Origin of the sequence: Chitinophaga agri (genome assembly GCF_010093065.1) — a bacterium.
Taxonomy (GTDB): domain Bacteria; phylum Bacteroidota; class Bacteroidia; order Chitinophagales; family Chitinophagaceae; genus Chitinophaga; species Chitinophaga agri.
In genome coordinates this window covers 4,167,830-4,185,287 of sequence record NZ_CP048113.1, presented here as the reverse complement: position 1 = coordinate 4,185,287, position 17,458 = coordinate 4,167,830, and the positions used below count along the sequence as shown (strand labels likewise).

Annotated in this window: 14 protein-coding genes and 1 tRNA gene; 6 read left to right on the top strand and 9 right to left on the bottom strand. The window is 43.1% G+C overall.

Annotated elements, in window-relative coordinates; genetic code table 11:
* Window positions 1-108 precede the first annotated feature (108 nt).
* Window positions 109-1,185 carry a fatty acid desaturase family protein gene (locus GWR21_RS16585; protein WP_162332830.1) on the bottom strand — a complete coding sequence of 359 codons (1,077 nt, stop codon included), beginning with the start codon at window positions 1,183-1,185 and terminating at the stop codon, window positions 109-111.
* A gap of 147 nt (window positions 1,186-1,332) precedes the next feature.
* On the opposite strand from GWR21_RS16585, the gene GWR21_RS16580 reads away from it, so the two are divergent.
* Window positions 1,333-1,421, top strand: a tRNA-Ser gene (locus tag GWR21_RS16580).
* A gap of 86 nt (window positions 1,422-1,507) precedes the next feature.
* Here GWR21_RS16580 and GWR21_RS16575 read toward each other — a convergent pair.
* The gene (locus tag GWR21_RS16575) at window positions 1,508-1,711 is read right to left on the bottom strand and encodes a hypothetical protein (protein WP_162332829.1); all 204 of its coding nucleotides are present in this window, start codon (window positions 1,709-1,711) and stop codon (window positions 1,508-1,510) included.
* Between the two features lie 174 nt (window positions 1,712-1,885).
* Here GWR21_RS16575 and GWR21_RS16570 point away from each other — a divergent pair, with 174 nt between their 5' ends.
* Window positions 1,886-2,650, top strand: a complete 765-nt coding sequence (locus GWR21_RS16570; RefSeq protein WP_162332828.1) for a DUF2314 domain-containing protein — start codon at window positions 1,886-1,888, stop codon at window positions 2,648-2,650.
* A 127-nt stretch (window positions 2,651-2,777) separates the two neighbouring features.
* Window positions 2,778-3,755, top strand: a complete 978-nt coding sequence (locus tag GWR21_RS16565; protein ID WP_238429836.1) for an SDR family oxidoreductase — start codon at window positions 2,778-2,780, stop codon at window positions 3,753-3,755.
* Here the strand turns inward: GWR21_RS16565 and GWR21_RS16560 are convergent.
* Window positions 3,752-4,621, bottom strand: coding sequence for an alpha/beta fold hydrolase (locus GWR21_RS16560; protein ID WP_162332826.1), 870 nt, complete (start codon window positions 4,619-4,621; stop codon window positions 3,752-3,754). The two genes, GWR21_RS16565 and GWR21_RS16560, sit on opposite strands and share 4 nt — an antisense overlap.
* 273 nt (window positions 4,622-4,894) lie before the next feature.
* Here GWR21_RS16560 and GWR21_RS16555 point away from each other — a divergent pair, with 273 nt between their 5' ends.
* Window positions 4,895-5,956, top strand: coding sequence for an alpha/beta hydrolase (locus GWR21_RS16555; protein ID WP_162332825.1), 1,062 nt, complete (start codon window positions 4,895-4,897; stop codon window positions 5,954-5,956).
* A gap of 110 nt (window positions 5,957-6,066) precedes the next feature.
* On the opposite strand, the gene GWR21_RS16550 is transcribed toward GWR21_RS16555, so the two are convergent.
* Window positions 6,067-7,311 (bottom strand): alpha/beta hydrolase, encoded by a 1,245-nt coding sequence (locus GWR21_RS16550; protein ID WP_162332824.1) that lies wholly within the window; start codon window positions 7,309-7,311, stop codon window positions 6,067-6,069.
* A gap of 297 nt (window positions 7,312-7,608) precedes the next feature.
* On the bottom strand, window positions 7,609-8,427 hold the full coding sequence (locus GWR21_RS16545) for an SDR family NAD(P)-dependent oxidoreductase (protein ID WP_162332823.1): 819 nt from the start codon (window positions 8,425-8,427) through the stop codon (window positions 7,609-7,611).
* Between the two features lie 135 nt (window positions 8,428-8,562).
* Between GWR21_RS16545 and GWR21_RS16540 the strand changes: the two genes are divergently transcribed.
* Entirely contained in the window at window positions 8,563-9,252 is a 690-nt protein-coding gene (locus tag GWR21_RS16540) for a DUF2461 domain-containing protein (RefSeq protein ID WP_162332822.1), read from the top strand.
* 41 nt (window positions 9,253-9,293) lie between these two features.
* Here the strand turns inward: GWR21_RS16540 and GWR21_RS16535 are convergent, their stop codons facing one another.
* From GWR21_RS16535 to GWR21_RS16520, 4 genes are all read right to left on the bottom strand, one after another.
* The gene (locus tag GWR21_RS16535) at window positions 9,294-10,331 is read right to left on the bottom strand and encodes a DUF6340 family protein (RefSeq protein WP_162332821.1); all 1,038 of its coding nucleotides are present in this window, start codon (window positions 10,329-10,331) and stop codon (window positions 9,294-9,296) included.
* Between the two features lie 141 nt (window positions 10,332-10,472).
* Window positions 10,473-11,261, bottom strand: coding sequence for an MOSC domain-containing protein (locus GWR21_RS16530; RefSeq protein WP_162332820.1), 789 nt, complete (start codon window positions 11,259-11,261; stop codon window positions 10,473-10,475).
* Window positions 11,262-11,584: 323 nt separating this feature from the next.
* Window positions 11,585-12,727, bottom strand: a complete 1,143-nt coding sequence (locus GWR21_RS16525; RefSeq protein ID WP_162332819.1) for a FecR family protein — start codon at window positions 12,725-12,727, stop codon at window positions 11,585-11,587.
* A 50-nt stretch (window positions 12,728-12,777) separates the two neighbouring features.
* Complete coding sequence (locus tag GWR21_RS16520; protein ID WP_162332818.1) at window positions 12,778-13,326, bottom strand: RNA polymerase sigma factor; 549 nt, start codon at window positions 13,324-13,326, stop codon at window positions 12,778-12,780.
* 755 nt (window positions 13,327-14,081) lie between these two features.
* Here GWR21_RS16520 and GWR21_RS16515 point away from each other — a divergent pair.
* Complete coding sequence (locus tag GWR21_RS16515; RefSeq protein ID WP_162332817.1) at window positions 14,082-17,441, top strand: SusC/RagA family TonB-linked outer membrane protein; 3,360 nt, start codon at window positions 14,082-14,084, stop codon at window positions 17,439-17,441.
* Window positions 17,442-17,458: the final 17 nt, after the last annotated feature.

Below are 17,458 nucleotides of genomic sequence, written 5' to 3'. Positions count from 1 at the left end.
TGCTTTGACTTTAAAATCGAAAGTTAGAGCGCAAATTTAGTCACTTATTCTTATGATTACGCATATTCATAAGATTTATGTGTCATATAAGTAAAAAGGAGGACTATTTTATGCTATAGCCGTGCTTGCAGGCACTGTGGTTAAGTCTATTTTTTTGGTGCGCTGCCTTAGGAAGAGTATAATTTCCTCATCAGAACTGTATCTGTTGCCAATGTTAACAAAATTCTTTGCCAGGAGGTCATAGCGTTTGGTCATTAACCAAAGCCAGACATGCAGAAAATGGATGCCGTCAAATACAATCGACTCATTTTCAATGTATTCGTTCAGTGTCTGCCGGAAATAATGTGGATGCTCTGTCCAGTGCATGGATGGTTTTACATGATGGCTGATATGGTATCCGTCATTCCAGCATTTATGATTGTACTTCGTATTGATACAGGTGATGCTGTTCCTGTAGGAATTGTCCGGGGCCGTACTATCAATAAAAGCATGCTGCGCCCAGTTACCCACCATCATGATCACCCTGGAAATCAGGAAAGGTAGGATGAATACGACAAAAGTTGCAGGGAAGTTGAGGAATGAAAGTCCAACACAGGCGGCAAAAAATAGCAATTCCCCCCTGGAAGCCCGCATCATTAGTTTTTTACGGTTCCGCTTTATAAAGTATCTGCACAGGTTAATGACACCAGCAAAAAAGAAGCTGGAGAGATATCTTCCGAATCCCCGGAGGGAGTCCCGCTGGAATGGCATGGTACAGCTGTCATCATCTGGCATATTATTCTCCGGATGGTGCATCCCGATGTGATGACTGTAATAGGTTTCTGGTGTCTGCCCGAACAATGGACCGATCACCCAGGGAAGGTAATGGTTCAGAAATCCATATTTTTTATTGAAGAAGACCCGGTGGCTGGTGCAATGTAACATTAGCCCGAAAGGCCCCTTATACCGGAAATTATTCAGGAACTGATAGGCAATCGCGGCTGTCCACCAGGCCCAGGCAGGCAATGGTAGATACAAAATAACGGCCAGGGGCAATAATATGAGGGTTAGTTCCAGGGTGAGGTAAACAAAAGGAAGATCCCGCTCATCCCTGATCATTGACTTGAAAATCCGTTGAAAAAAAGTTTCTGGTCCCGTGGGTTTAACATAAACCGGGTCGGTGATAACATTGTTGAACGATTTCATTAACAGTTGTTTAGGTTTGGAGCAGATATGTTCACAGTGGTCATATGTAAGGTAAACGAATAAATCGGATAAAACTTATTAGAAAAAGTTTTTGGATAATTTAAAACAATTCCTATTTTTGCAACCCCTAACGGGACAAAATGATTCGGTGAGATGCCTGAGTGGCCGAAAGGAACGGTTTGCTAAACCGTCGTACGGGTTACACTGTACCGAGGGTTCGAATCCCTCTCTCACCGCAAGCTTTAAGCCTTCAAGTCGAAAGACCTGGAGGCTTTTTTGTTTTAGGCTGCATCGTTCAGCCATGTGTTAAATGCATTGAATCCTACTTCCGCCTCCTTTTCGCATCCTCAATATCTGTTCTTCTTCCTGCGGCTCCCTTCACCTGCTGGTTGCCGAAATGCCGGGTAAAAGTTAATTTCACTACCCGTGATACCGGTTTAGTATGCGCATCCACACTTGCCCGGTAAGCGCCAATCGTATAACGCTTTATGGTGGTATTTAACAGGTCCTTCCCTTGTCGTGCCACATATCAGGATGGTGAAGCCGATGAGGTGCTATCAGCGACTGATACCTGCGAGCGTAATTACAAAGAACAGCTGGTGAAAAGCTTTCCAGGCGATTGGTATCAATTTTTCTTTGATAATTGGCAGATTGTTTGTTACAATTACCCTTTTATTTTTGATCCGGTTATACCAATCTTATGGAAGATACTCCTGTTTATTACGCCAAAGGCGACTCTCCTGAAATGATGCAGGCATTTGAAAATGCAAGAAAGACATTTAAATATTTCTGGCGTGAACTCAGCTGGGAAGCGAGACGTATTATACCAGGTCTCGACCTGGCATGTGTAAAAGTAGCTTTCATGCAACAGTTCCCGGAAGAAAAAGAACCTACCATAGAGCACATGTGGATAAACGATGTGTATTTCGATGGTGATAATATTAGTGGGACACTGGTGAACGATCCAGATACATTAACGAACGTGCAGAATGGTGATGCGGTTACTGTTCCGCTTGCACAGATCAGCGACTGGTTGTTCGCAAGTGGGGGTAAAACGTATGGCGGATTTACCATTCATCAGATGCGTTCAGGAATGTCGCCTGAAGAAAGGGCAGAGCATGATGATGCCTGGGGACTCGAGTTCGGGGATTATGATAAAATTGAGGTTGTGCGTGATCAATATACACGTCCTGAGAATTTGGAAGAGCATCCGATGAGTATAAACATGGGAGAAAGTTTTGTGAAATTTCTACAGGAATATCCGCAGGAAATGACCAACGCAGATGAGCAGGGCTATACGTTATTACATCGGGAAGCGATTGCTGGGAATAAGACTTCTGTTGCGCTGCTGCTGCAACAGGGTGCAGATACTTCCCGTAAGACGTCGAGTGGTAAAACAGCGCTTGATTTTGCCCAACAGCTGGAATGGGAGCATGTCGCGGCACTACTAAAAGCAGGCGCCTGAGAAGGTTTAGACAGATAGAAGTGTTTCTTTTAAGAAGAATTAGTTGCTGCTAAGTGTCTCCTGAAATGATCAGTATGCCCGATATTGGCGCAGCTTTTGAACGCTGATAACCATGGGAGATCAAATCATGCATAAAGTAGTAGTTATTACAGGCGCGTCCAGTGGCGCCGGACGTGCCACCACCTTTGAGCTGGCAGCGCATGGAGCAGCACTTGTACTTGCATCCAGGAATGAGGCCGTGTTACAGGAATTGGCGGCCGAATGCCGTGAAATAGGTAGTGAGGTACTGGTTGTACAGACGGATGTGACTGATCATAGTGCGATGCGTCGATTGGCTGAACGTGCATTTGAATGGAAAGGGCGGATCGATGTATGGGTGAATAATGCCGGTGTACTTGCTGCAGGAACTTTTGAAGAAATGCCCTGGGAGGCTCATCAGAAGGTGATTAATACGAATCTGCTGGGATATATGAGCGGAGCCTATGCTGTATTGCCTTATTTCAAGCGTCAGGGGGCCGGCACGCTTATCAATAACATTTCTATCGGCGGTTATGTGGCAGTGCCTTTTGGGGGTGCTTATACTGCCAGTAAATTTGCACTGAGGGGTTTTTTTGAATCACTGAAAGGAGAATTGACTGATTGGCCCGATATTCATGTTGTGGACTTATTTCCTGCTTTTCTGGATACGCCGGGTATTCAGCATGCCGGCAATTATACGGGCAAGGTATTAAAGCCGTCCCCACCTGTCTACGATCCAAAGATTGTGGCGCATAGTGTAAGAGATGCTATTTTACGTCCAGCATCTACAAGATACCCGGGAGGAGCATCTTTGTTGTTTAAGATCGGGCATTCGCTGGCGCCTGAATGGATGACAAAGATCACCGGCCTGCTTATGAAAGGTTATTTCAGAATAGCAGGGCCGGCGGAAAAGACAGATGGTAATCTTTTCAGGTCAGTTGATTTCTCCATGAGTACAAACGGTAATTCGCGTCCGCGGCTGACTCCCCATACCAAAAGGATACTGCGTATCGGATTGCTCACTGCAGGTGTTGTTGGTCTGGGAATCTATCTGTTGAGTGGTAGAAATGCCCGCACATCATCCTAACAATTCTGGTAGGATTCTCTCCGTTCTATGAATGCCCTGATATAATCTACACATAACTCCGGATACTGGTGTTGTGGTGCATGGCCCGTTTGCGGCAGTATGATGAGCTGCATGGTTTTACTTTGCCTTACTAATGGAAACCAGTTTTCAACAGGGAAGCTGGTGTCATGATCGCCATTAAGTGATAAGATTGGAATGTTCGTAGTGAATAACTTCTCCCGATTTTTATCATTGTCTGCTCTCGCATCTGCTCCTCCTTTAAAATATAAGGGGAATACCTCCGGTGTCACCGGTATATCTACATCTTCCTTTCTTGCTGCGATGCGGTCATGCGATGCTTTAGCTGCAGCTTTGCTTACATCGGATGCTGGTTCAAAGAACAGTATTAGCTCATCTTCAAAATCATTGACAGGCTTTAATGCAGTATCAAAAAAGATCTGTTCGGGTGGAACCGCATTTGATCCCAACGGATTACTACCTATAACGATCAGGCTGGACACCTGTTCCGGATAGTTCGCGGCGAATGTCTGTGCCATGATACCGCCATAAGACCATCCCCCCAGTATAAACTGTTGCAATCCCAGGGCATCCGTGAATGACTTGACTGCCGTGACAAGTGAGCGTGCATCGGTAGGTAATGAGCCTTCTGAGCGGCCAATACCGGGATAGTCAAAGGTCACTACAGTGTAATATCCTGCCAGCCCATCAAGGAATGCTGGATCCCAGCTATCTAATATTCCCCGAAAGCGGTTGAACAGTACAATGGGCTGGCCGCTGCCTAGCGTTCTGTAGGCGATCTTTCCGGTGCTGGTTTCGATGAATTGTGTTGGGGTGCTAATAGCACTGATAGCTAATGTATTTTCCATTGTGATCTTATTTAGATGACAGTGTTGAGCGGAACCGATGGCTCCTGATGGAGCAAAAATCTGACAAATCAGTAGATGGAGTCCTGTACCTTTCGTGGAATCTTAGGTATATTTCAGGCTTGTCTGGTAGTTATGCCCGGGAATGAAAAATTGTTGCTGATTTGGAATATATTTATTGTTTAAAGAAACGGCTATCTGAGCCTGATTGTTTCGGTCGGGGACTGAAAATTTACTTTCTTTATTATCCGAGGACATTTTAAACAGCACTATACCATGAGACCTCTTTTATTATTTGCATTGTTCCTGCTGGCTTCCTGCTCAAAGGGTAGCCGGGGTGATAATACCCCACCATCTTCGGATACCACTGTTACGGACATCGATGATGATCTTGACGGACCTATATCCCGACCGGCAAGCGGTTATGGTAAGGACGGCAGTTATACCGTAGCGAAGGTCAGTTTTGCCAGTCCGGCATATGCTGGCAAACAGGTAGAGATCTTTTATCCTAAAGAATTGACAACGGCCCGTCCGGTGATCTTTTACTCACATCCTTTTGGGGGAGAGGAGAGTGCCTACAATATCGGGTTGTATGAGTTTATAGCAAAGAAGGGTTATGCCGTGGTATTTGCCCCCTATCCTACTACCGGCGTCACTGTTGATGATCGGTATAATACGCTCTGGCAGAGTTTTAAGAAAGCTGTGACAGATTACCCCGGCATTATTGATACGAAGAAAGTCGGTTTTATGGGGCATTCTTTTGGTGGAGGAGCCTCTTTCGCATTGGCCTATAAGGCTTTTACCACAGAGCACTGGGGCGAGAGTGGGCGGTTTATTTTCGCTATGGCGCAATGGTATTCCTATCAGTTGCCCGATTCACAACTACAGCGATTCCCGGCAAATACGAAATTGATCACACAGGTCTATAATGATGATGTTACAAATGATCACCGGATGGCCATAGATGTTTTTAAACACGTTAATATCCCGGCGTCAGAGAAGGATTTCATCCTGGTAAAAAAGAGTGTTTTACCGACATATACCTATACCGCGGAACATGATTTGCCCAATACCCGTTCTGCCTATGATGCATATGATTATTATGTCATTTACAGGTTATTGGATGCGATGATTGATTATAGTTTTAATGGGAATAGTGGTGCGAAGAATGTTGCTTTAGGGAATGGTTCAGCAGAGCAGGTTACATTACCTTCTTATAAAGGACAGGCACTTACACCGTTGACGGTAACTGATAATCCTGTTCCTTCGTTTCTGCAGAGCAAGTACTTATTTTCCTGTAATGCCACAGAGAATCCGCGGATAGCGGCCTGTCAGTAATTGAAACAAAACGGATCTCATTGCTGGGCACCTGTAATGTGCATACTTGCAAAGATGAATAACCTTAAAATACCAAGGCTGTTACAAATCGTTTGTAACAGCCTTGATATTTATAATCTTTCTCTCAGGAACTGTTTAATGTCCGCGCGCTTGGGATAATCAGGAATAGTAGGTGGCTCGTCATTCAGAAATTCGAGTATCGACTGTCTGACTAGCTGGTTGTTACTATCCAATCCATTCCAGAGAATATGCCCGGTGTTTTTGAAGTATTGTACGCGTGTAATATTTGGATTAATGTCCAGCAGGTCCATCGGAGCATTCCTTTCTATATAGGAACTCTCTCCCAGCATCAGCATGGTGGGAACATGTACCTTTTGGTAGTCTGCTGCAAGTTGCCGGTTATAGATGGTGATCTGTTGCGGGACAATGCCCACTATGGAGAAATTGATGACACTTATGTCAACAGCAGGTACACGGTTACTGTCTTTGGCCGGGAATGACTGTCTGAATAGTTTTTGGGTGAGTGCAGGGTGTGCGCCGAAATAATTGATCACTTCATTCTGAGAGGTGAATTCTCCTGTTGGATTGATGAAGAAACCGAAAAAGATCCTGAAAGGAATATCTACATTTTCCTGTAACGCGTTAGGAGATTTAGCGAATACAGGGTGGTCAGTTTCTTTTACGGTTACTCCCGGTTCTACAAGGATAGCCCTGGCAATACGTGCGGCGATAGTACTATCTGCCGTGATATCAGCGAGCATAGCGCCACCATACGATTGACCGATAATAATATACTGCCTGGCATTGATCGTGTTGAGTATGGCTTCAAAGTCCTGTATATTCCTCTGATGTGAATAATCTGATTTAGGCAGTAATCCACTTCTGCCGGAGCCCGCCTGGTCATAGAGGTATACATCATATCCATCCGCGGTGAAAGAAGAAAAGAAGTTTGTTTCCAGTTGCCGGATATACGCTCCTGGCCCCCCGTGTATGAAAATAATAGGCGTTGTTTTCTTATTGACACCTGGTGATGCATCAAATTTATAGTAAGCTATTCTGCTACCGGTTTTTAGTTGCCAGTACCTGGTCGTAATACCTGGTAGATCGGCCGGTGTTTTTACCGGAAGGCCGGATGCGACGGGAATAATAGTATAGATAACAAATGCGGTGAAAAGTACCAGCAAAAGTAAACACGTGCATAACCGTGTCAATGAGGATAACCAATTCAGTTTTTTGAATAGCCATCCTGTTGCCGCGACGATGACAATGGTAATGCCAGCTGCGAGTTTCCCCTGACAGGCTCCGTTTGTGAAAGCAATGCTGATGCCGTAGACAATGAGCAAAATGATCAGCATTAGGAAAAGTTTCAATAGAAATGTAATGCGGCTACTGGTCCTTTGTTTCCAGGATAATGATTGTGTCATATACAATGTAATAAAATAATAGAATACGATTCTACCTGGATGAAGGTCTCGGTTTAGAGAAGAATATATAAGGAGTTACAAAGCTATTGCTTGTTTTCTGATTTTCAAAAAATTATGCCGGGTGCATGCGTGTAAGCGATTGGGTTATAGGATGATGGTTTCATTATCAGCATCTTAAAGCAGCATCTGTATGGCGCAAGTCATTTCATACAGATGCTGTTGTGTATATCATCCATGCGCAGCTATTGCCACATCATTCCATGCCTCCCATTCGGCGAGACGTTGCTCATACACCTGTTTTACCACAGGGTAAGCTATTTTACCCATAAAGAGGCGTAAAGGTGGATTTGGGCTGTCTATCAGTTTAAGTAGTGCTACATTGGTGGCTTCCATCTTGCCGAAGTGTTCTGGCTTAACAGTGTTTTGAATGGCTTCACGAAGCGGGTCATATAAAGGGGTGTGTTCAGTTTGTGCGTAGGAACTGCCACCCCAGAATTCGGTAGCGTAGCCATTAGGTTCTACCAGCGATATTTTAATACCAAATGGCTTTACTTCTGCAGCAAGTGTTTCACTAAGACCTTCAACAGCAAATTTCGACGCGTTGTACAGTCCCAGTGTGGGTAAAGTGGCATGTCCGAGGAAGCTGGATACCTGGATGATATGTCCGTTTTTTTGTTCACGCATGACAGGTAACGCCGCCTGAGTGACCCATAATAATCCAAAGAAGTTAGTCTCCATTTGTTTACGTGCCTGTTCTTCCGTAGTCTCCTCTATTGCCCCCTGTAAGCCATATCCTGCATTATTGATAACGACGTCAATACGGCCGAAATGTTTATAGGCTTGTTGTATAGCTGAGAAAGCGGCAGTTCTGTCGTGTACATCCAGCTGCAGAGGGAGAACAGCGTTACCATATTTTTCTTTAAGGTCATTTAATGATGATGTGTCTCTTGCTGTGGCAGCTACTTTATCGCCACGTTTCAGCAGCGCTTCTGCCCATGCTTTACCGAATCCTCTGGAGGCGCCGGTTATAAATATGATCTTTGCCATTGTATTATTTTTAAATTGGTAGGACAAAGCTACATCCGCGGCTATCAAGGGAATGACGTAAATGTCGGATTTACTGATACATTTTTACGTGCGCCGGATATTGTACCTTTATGCGGTTATATTAAAAATGGGTTTATGGCGAAAAAGGCAGTTATTAGTACATCGGTATTTGATTTTCTGAATAAATTAAAAAAGAACAATAACAGGGAGTGGTTTAATGCGCATAAGGAGACTTACCTGGAGCAGTTGTTGGTCATGGAGACGTTTGCAGAAGGGTTATTACAGGAACTTAAATCGCATGATGAAATAGAGACACTTTCTGGTAAAGATAGTTTGTACAGGATTTACAGGGATACCCGTTTCTCAAATGATAAAACACCTTATAAGCAGCATTGGGCGGGTAGTTTTAAGCGAGCTACAAAGTATCGGAGGGGTGGCTACTATTTTCACCTGGAACCGGGGAATAGCTTTGTAGCGGGAGGTTTCTGGGGACCAAATACAGAAGACCTTAAGCGTATCAGGGAAGAGATCGCATTTGATCCCGCGCCATTGCGTAAGATCCTGCATGCAAAGTCATTTGTCGCTGCTTTTGGCGCATTGCAGGGCGAGCAGTTAAAAACAGCACCTAAGGGATTCGATCCCGGGCATGAGGCAATAGATCTGTTGCGTTACAAACAGTTTATACTGAAAAAGGATTTTTCCGATGAAGTAGTACTGAGTGGCCATCTGGTGAAAGAGATGAATCAGGCATACAAGCAAATGCGGCCATTTTTAGACTACATGAGTGAGGTGCTGACTACTGATATTAATGGGGAGTCTTTATAAGATCTATGGCGGTTTAAATGACCGCCATAGATCTGTTGTAGTTATCCCTGCTGCTGATATTGCAGCAGATTATTCCTTTCTTTTCTGTTTTTGAGAATGTTCACATAGCGAAGGGCCAGTTTGTTATTGTAGTTTTCATATGCTTTCTGTGCCCATTCGATAGCAAGGTCCAGTTGTCCGTTGATCTCACAGATAATGGCCATGTTATAACATGCCCTGCCGGCGATCTTGCTGCTGGTGGATGTGGTCTCTTTTTTCCATAGTTCGGCAGCACCGTCCCAGTTGCCGGTTTGGGCTTTACGTTTAGCGATACTGAAATTATCCGTGCCTTTTACATAATAGTCCCTGTTGACCCGGATCCAGTAAGGGATGATCCTGAGTGCATATTCCTGCCCTGCTTTTCTGCTGATGTCTTTTACTGCGTCTTTTCTATTAATAATGGCACCTGCAGCTGCTACCGGATTGATACCTTTTCCGGATAGCTGAAGATCTTTGGTGATGGGATATTCATCCAGCACAAGTTTTTCAGCGGGATCATATATACGCCATCCTGTTTTGATGGTGGTAAGCATATTTGCCTGGTGTTCAATGCCGGGAATATTGCCTAAAGGTGTTTTCATGGCAACAGGGATGGCTGCGTAGCTTACTTTGGAATCAGTGTCAAAGAGTTCGAGTGAGAAGAGGGCATCTATCTTTTTATCCCGGCAGATTTTCTCGACGACGTCCCAGGAAAGCGGTGCCTGAAATTGACCCGGAACATTCGATCGCAGTTCTATGCTATTGAATGCAGTGACCGTTGTAAATCTGGTGTTTTTGATCAGTTCATCCGCCAATCCGTTGACGCTGGCACGGGAGGCCAGGATATCGAGACTATCACCTTCGATGGTCAATACCTTGTCGACAATATCCAGCGCTTTGTTTTTGTCGGTGACAGCGCTTCTGTTAATGATCCCAATGTTTTTAATATTGGGAGAGATGGTGACAGGCGCTGGTTGCTGGACGCTGATGTAGACAAGATTTGTTGAACTACAGGAATACAGCGTTAGTGAAGCCAGCATCATGGCATACAGTTTTTTCATAGATAGGTGATTTCTTCCCGAACGTTAATAGTGTACAATGCAAAATTTAATCCCATGATATGGGAGGTATTCAATATTCAGGGGTAATATAGTAATTATATTATTATATAATATAATATTCGGGATAGGTAGGGATAATTATTATAGCAGGTGCAGCTGATCGTGTTTGTGGATAACCCCTATTCCTTTGTGCAGTAGATTTTGTCCAAACAGCACTTTTTTATTGCTGGTACGATAGCTGGCGAGTGTTTTCAATGGTTCCTTCCCTTTAACAGCGGTCTGTTGATCGACAGTAGTCATCACACAGCGGCCGCAGGGCTTAACGCCAAAAAAGTTGATATCTCCGATCCGGAATTGTTGCATCTCATCTTCCTGGAAGGGAGTGCCACCGGTAAATACAATATTGGGCCGGAAACGGTTCATGGGTACTGCGGAAGGGAGTCTGCCGTTCAGTTCATCGAGAGATGCCTGTCCTATCAACAGAAAAGGATATCCATCAGCAAATGACACGATCTCTTCCTGTTTAGCATAAGCTGTGTCTACTTTTCTCAGGCTATTCTCCGGCATATAAACCAGCCGGCAGGGGATTTGCATTTTCTCTGAGAACCAGGTATTGGCGTTATCACTAACGATGGTGGCAGCGCAGGTATCCTCCCAGATGGTCACCTGTTCGGTGATGGTTGTTTGCGGCTGGAAAGGAATAGTGAACGCGTCTTCTTCAAAGCGCACAACGATGCCTTCGGCGGTGAGTTGTAATTTAAAGAGCGCCATATTATAATGTTCCCGTTGGGTAAGGAACCTGTTATTGTCATCAATGAGCATCCAGCGGCGATCGTATTTGAAGCCGCGGTCGGTAATTTCAGCTTTATCGAGAGCGATGCCTCCGAGAGATTTTACCGGGTAGATGTATAATTCACTGACTTGTAACATGGGGGCGAAATTACAATTAATCTGTCATTTGAGTGGGAGGAGATTTAGTGGTGCGCAGAAGGATGGGAAATGGTTCAAAGGTTGTTTGCCCGGAGCACATGAAGTCTGTTGTGTGTTTATATTTAGTTGGTTATGAACAGGATATGTTGGTGTGGTGGACTTGATGCAGATGTGATATGGGGGAGGAAATAATGTATTAAAGGGAAGAGAGGTGGGCATACAATGGATGAAATTGGGGTTTATTTTTGGGGAACGTACAAGGACGTTTTTTTGATGGGTCATTGCAGGATGAATATGTAGACATGGCGATGAATAATGACTTGCTATTTGATGTGGAATGTGCCATTTTTATCGGTATAATAATCTATGCCATTGGTGGCTTTCAATGCTTTCAGCAGATTTTCCACTGGCTGATGTCTGTCTATTACTCCGGAGAAGCGTTTGTCACCAGCGTCTTTATTATCTATTTCCAGGGAGATGCCATAGAGACGGGGAATAACGCGGCATACTTCTTCGAGTTTGGCGTTACTGAATATGAATTTGCCAATTCTCCAGCTGAGGACATCTGTTTCATCAAACGGTGCTGCGCTGAGTTGGTCGGGCGTATAGACCGCTTCCTGTCCGGGGGAGAGCTGCAGGCTGTCTTTGGCGCCTACTACTTTTACAGCGCCCTGTACCAGGGCTATTTTCGCAGTTCCACTGTCATATGTATTGACGTTAAATTCAGTGCCTAGTACTTTAACAGTGGTATTGGGGAGGTGGACAATAAATGGATGGCCGGCCTGTTGCGCTACTGTCAGGTAAGCTTCGCCATTAATATACACTTCCCTGTAGTTGCCTTTAAAGGCCAGTGGGAAGCGTATAGAGGTGGCGGCATTTAGTTGTATGGACGATCCGTCGGATAGCCGGATGGTATAATCTTTACCGGCAGGCACTGTGAGTATCGCATACTCGGCAGCGCCGGCAGATGGGTTGGCTGAGTAAGTCAGCGTCTTTTTGCTGGACCGCATAGACACATTGCCTACCACCTGACTGGTATCGGCATTGAGGTCGATGACCTGGCCGCCGGAGAGCTGCAACTGTATATTTTTGTTATTGGGCAGTGCAGTGCTGGTGATTGGTATTCCTGACGTGCTGGGTTGTTCCGGTTTGTAAAGAGCAGGAATAGCCAGGAATGCAATAATAGCAGCGGCTGCTGTGGCTGCGAGGGTCGTGATAGTAATCACCTTTCTGCGACGTTGATGGTGTATTCGACCGATGATAGTATCGGCAGGGTTAAGAAAAGGTTGGTTTTTGATTTGAGCAACGATTTCAGGAGTAAGGACCTTTAACAGGTCATCACGCATTTCCCTTGCATCTTCATTAACAGCTATTTCGTTGAATAACGTCTCCCTTCCGGTCGCTGAGAGGGTTCCGGATATTTCGTCCAACACTAATAATCTGATATCTTCGAGATTCGTATTCATCTGTACTATATAAAGTAATATTTAAGTAATAGGTAACCTGCCCTTTTCAATTATTTTGCCGCGTGTAGTTTTTCGCGCAGGATTTTCAGCGCTTTACTGATATTATTCTTTACTACCTGCAGGCTAATGTTTTGTTCGGCCGCAATTGTTTTCTGGCTTTTATCTTCCAGGTATAGTTTGATAAAAGACTTTCGTGCAGCCGGGGGAATGTGGTCGATGGCGTTTTGTAGTTCTTTGGCCAGTTCGGCACTTTCGAAGGGTTTCATGTGCGTACTGGATTCTACGAAGTAGCTATAGCCGTGTTGTTTTTTATCCCGTGTTTTATCTTTTTTGATCTTGATAATACTTTCGTTGCGGGTAGCACGTATAAGGTAAGCCTGCAGGGATGGTTTAAGTTCTACTTTCTCCTTAAGATTCCAGAAACGGATAAATATTTCCTGTACGATATCTTCGGCCTCAGCCATATCTCTGAGCAGATAATAGGCTTCCATGAGCATTTGTGGCCGGTACATGTCTACGAGTTCCCGTAAAGCAGATTCCTCTCCTTTGCGTAGACGTTGTAAGATTTCGGCTTCATTATGTAGCTTCTCTTCTTTCATAGATCCGTCTCTACAGTATAGTGGCAGTTGTTCCTCTTTGATTTAGGTATGTATAACAAATAGTTTACCAGGCAAGTTATCGATGGAGGACAACAAACCTGGTTATATCTTGTTATAATGGCTTTTGTGGAAAAAGAAGAAGGTGACTACCGACCACTGGTGGTTCCTTTATAATTCCCGACCGCGTAGTTTAGGCTGAAGGTAGGGAAAAGGTGATACATTTTAAATGTGGAGAGGCAATATTTTTACCCGGTCCGAAAATAATATTGTGTCTTAATAAATGAAATAAATAGGATATGACACATGCTAATACAGGCCATGAACATTTAATGTTACAGGCTTACTACATTGAAGGGCTATCTCCGGCACGAACATTAGGGAGGAGATAAATAAACAGCTAAGTTTCTCAAAAAAAAGTTTGCTTATGAAGGTTACCTTACTGTTAATTCTTACTTTCCAGTATATACACAGGGAACAATATCTGAAAGGAATGTTCGATTCAATATAACAATATACCATGAAGTGAGCTAAATATTAAAGTGCATTTTTTGCTTTTATCGACAACGATTTCCCAGTAACCAGACACCCTCATCTGTTCACAAGTAAGACAAGGCAATATGCCAGATTTATCTGGATGGCGCTCATTGTGTACAGGGTGTTTTATGCCATTTTATACGTAGTGTAAGTATACATTGCGAGGGGGCCTATTGGGTTTAATGACCAACCATTTTACTAACCAAAATGCTGTACAATTTATGCAAAAGATTGTCAAACTCAACCGCGCATTCCTATACTGCTGTATGGTTGTTCTATTCTGCCTGCGCTATGAGGGATATGCCGCTCCGACTCAGGGTAAGCCTGTAAGCATTACGATTAAAAATTCATCACTGGCGGATGTCTTACGCCAGGTGTCAAAAAAGAGCGGGTTGTATATATACTTTCAGGATGCGGATCTGGCCGGGCATAGGAATGTGTCGCTGGATGTGAAGAATAAGCCGGTGGAGAGTGTTTTGCATGATTTGTTGGATGAAAGAGGGTTGGCCTGGGTAGAGGTGAGTGAGAATACGATTGCTGTTAAAAAAAAGCCCGAAACAGATGAGCGGAAGGTGGAGGTGGATACAGTGACGACGATAACGGTAACGGGTAAGGTGGTGGATGAGAAGGGGGAGCCGGTGATTGGTGCGACGGTGATGGTGAAGGGGAGTAAGATAGGAACAACAACTAATCCTAACGGAGATTTTGTACTTAGTGATATCAGAGCGAATGCATCAATTATTGTTTCAAATATATCTTTTTTAACTATCGAAGTGCCTGTGAGAGGTAGGAGAGCAGTTGGTCAGATACAGCTAAAAGGAAAGGTGGGAGAGTTGGATGAGATTGTGGTGATCCCGTATGGTACTACAACCAGACGTCTTAACGTTGGTAATGTTGTTAGTATAAAGGCGGAGGATATAGAGAAGCAACCTGTAAACAATCCATTATATGCTTTGCAGGGTAGAGCAGCTGGTTTACAAGTCACTCCTACTACTGGGCTTTCAGGAGGAGCGGTCAATGTAAGTGTGAGAGGGCGAAATTCTCTTGGACAACAATCAAATCCGTTAATTGTTGTTAATGGTCTTCCAGTACTTAATAATATATCAGGTCTGGGACATACCGGATTTACCAATTTTTCAGGAAATCAAATGTCAGCGTTAAGCTTCATTAATCCAAATGATATCGAGTCTATCGAAATACTGAAAGACGCGGATGCAACATCAATTTATGGAAGTAGAGGCGCAAATGGAGTTATTCTTATAACTACTAAAAAAGGTAAAGAGGGTGAGGTAAAGATTAATATCAATGCTCAAACAGGCTGGGGATCCGTTGAAAAAAAAGTTGATGTACTCAATACGCAGCAATATCTGGAAATTAGAAAGGAGGCAATTGCAAATAGCGGAATTGATTTGAATGCGGTAGCCCTTAGACTAAGGTATACGGATGTAAAGTTGTGGGACCAGAATAGATATACTGATTGGCAGAATGAGTTAATTGGGGGAATCAGCAGATATGACGATTTTCAAGGGTCCATTTCTGGTGGCACCTCCACTGTGCAGTATATTTTGGGTGGTAACTACCATAAGGAAACAACTGTGTTCCCCGGAGATAATGCAGATAAAAAGGGCAGTGCATATATTAGCTTAACTGGATACTCCCCCAATCAAAGATTTAAAGCAACTATAAATGCCAGTTATTTAGCTGATAAAAATACTTTGCCAGGAGTTGATTTTACTGATATGGCTATCAAAATAGCGCCTAATTCTCCTACTCTTTATAAAGATGATGGTAGCTTGAATTGGGAGTTAATGCCTTCTGGAGCTAAAAGCTGGGATAATCCGATGTATGAACTAAATAAGATTTATGATGCAAGAGTGAATAATTTAACTGCGAGCACAGATATTAGCTATAAGTTATTTTCCTTTTTAACATTAAGAACAACACTTGGGTATAATGAACTAAGAGGAAAGTCATTTTCAAGTTCCAATCCTTTTAAGGATAGGAGCCCGGATGCCATGAATGATCCAGCGTCATCTGTTTTTAATACCACAGGAGTAAAGAATATAAATGTTGAGCCTCAGATAATTTTTGATAAGAACTTCGGAAAGGGCGTGATGGAAGTATTGGTAGGAGGGTCTTGGCAAATGACAAGTACTGAAAATCAAAATATAGTAGCCTTCGGATTTACTAGTGATGCACTTTTACGTAGTCTTAGTGCTGCAGCAGATTTGTTCGCTACTAATGCATCGTCTCAATATAAATATAATGCAATATTTGGAAGAGTTAAATACACATGGGATGGTAAATATTTGATTAGCCTTAATGCAAGACGTGATGGCAGTAGCCGTTTTGGGCCAGCCAGTCAGTTTGGAAACTTTGGGTCGATAGGCGCCGCATGGATTTTGTCGCATGAAGATTTTTTTAAGCGAAGTCTGCCATTTATCAGCTTTGGTAAGCTAAGATTTAGCTATGGTTCTGCTGGTAATGATGGAATCGGAGATTATGGTTATTTGGAACGCTACCAGCCAATCACTAATTTAGAACTATATCAAGGAGTTAGAGGTTATAGAACATTAGGTTTTTTTAATGCTTATTATGCGTGGGAAGTAACAAAGAAAATGGAGTTTGGTCTTGAAGCTGGCGCATTAAAGGACAGGATATTATTTACAATAAGTTATTTCAGAAATCGCTCAAATAATCAATTATTAGGGAACGCATTCCCTGCCACTGTTGGACCGGGATCTTCGCCTTACAATCTACCTGCACTTATCCAGAATTCAGGTCTTGAGGTAACAGTGAATACTGAAAATGTTAAATTGAGAAACTTTACATGGTCTACCTCATTTAATTTTACAAGAAATAGAAATAAACTTATCTCCTATCCAGATCTTGAAAATTCTTCATATTACAGGGACCTTGAAATCGGACAGCCATTTAGTGGAGTTGTGAGATCCTATAATTTTAATGGTGTAGATCCACAGACGGGTAGATATCAATTTACGGATATTGATGGTAAAAATACTTTTGATCCACAAAATTCGGATAGACTAGATGCTGGAAAGTATCTTAGGATAATGACTGATCCGAAATTTTATGGTGGAATATCACATACAGTTACATACAAAAAGTTTAGTTTAGATTTCTTTGTCCAATATGTAAAGCAGAGAGGCATAGATCCATTGTCAGGGTATGTAAAATTAGCAGGCGTTTATAATAGTAATTTGCCGGTAGAATACCTCAATAGATGGAAAAGAGAAGGTGACGTTACTAATATTCAGAAAGTGTTTTCAGATTATTTTTCCAATGCGCCGTCAGATTTTATTGTCTCAGGAGATAATGTTTTGGGTAGTAGTTTTGTATATACGGATGCATCTTTTATTAGGCTAAAAAACTTTTCTCTTTCTTATTCAATTCCAGATGTACTGAAACAGAGATTAAATATTGCAAATCTTAAGGTCTACGTTCAGGGGCAGAATCTTATAACTATAACAAAATATAAAGGACTTGATCCAGAGTCACAAAGTCTCACTTCGCTTCCTCCTCTTAAAGTATTGACAGTAGGCATCCAAGCTGCGTTTTAGTCCACTCTTCTAAAATT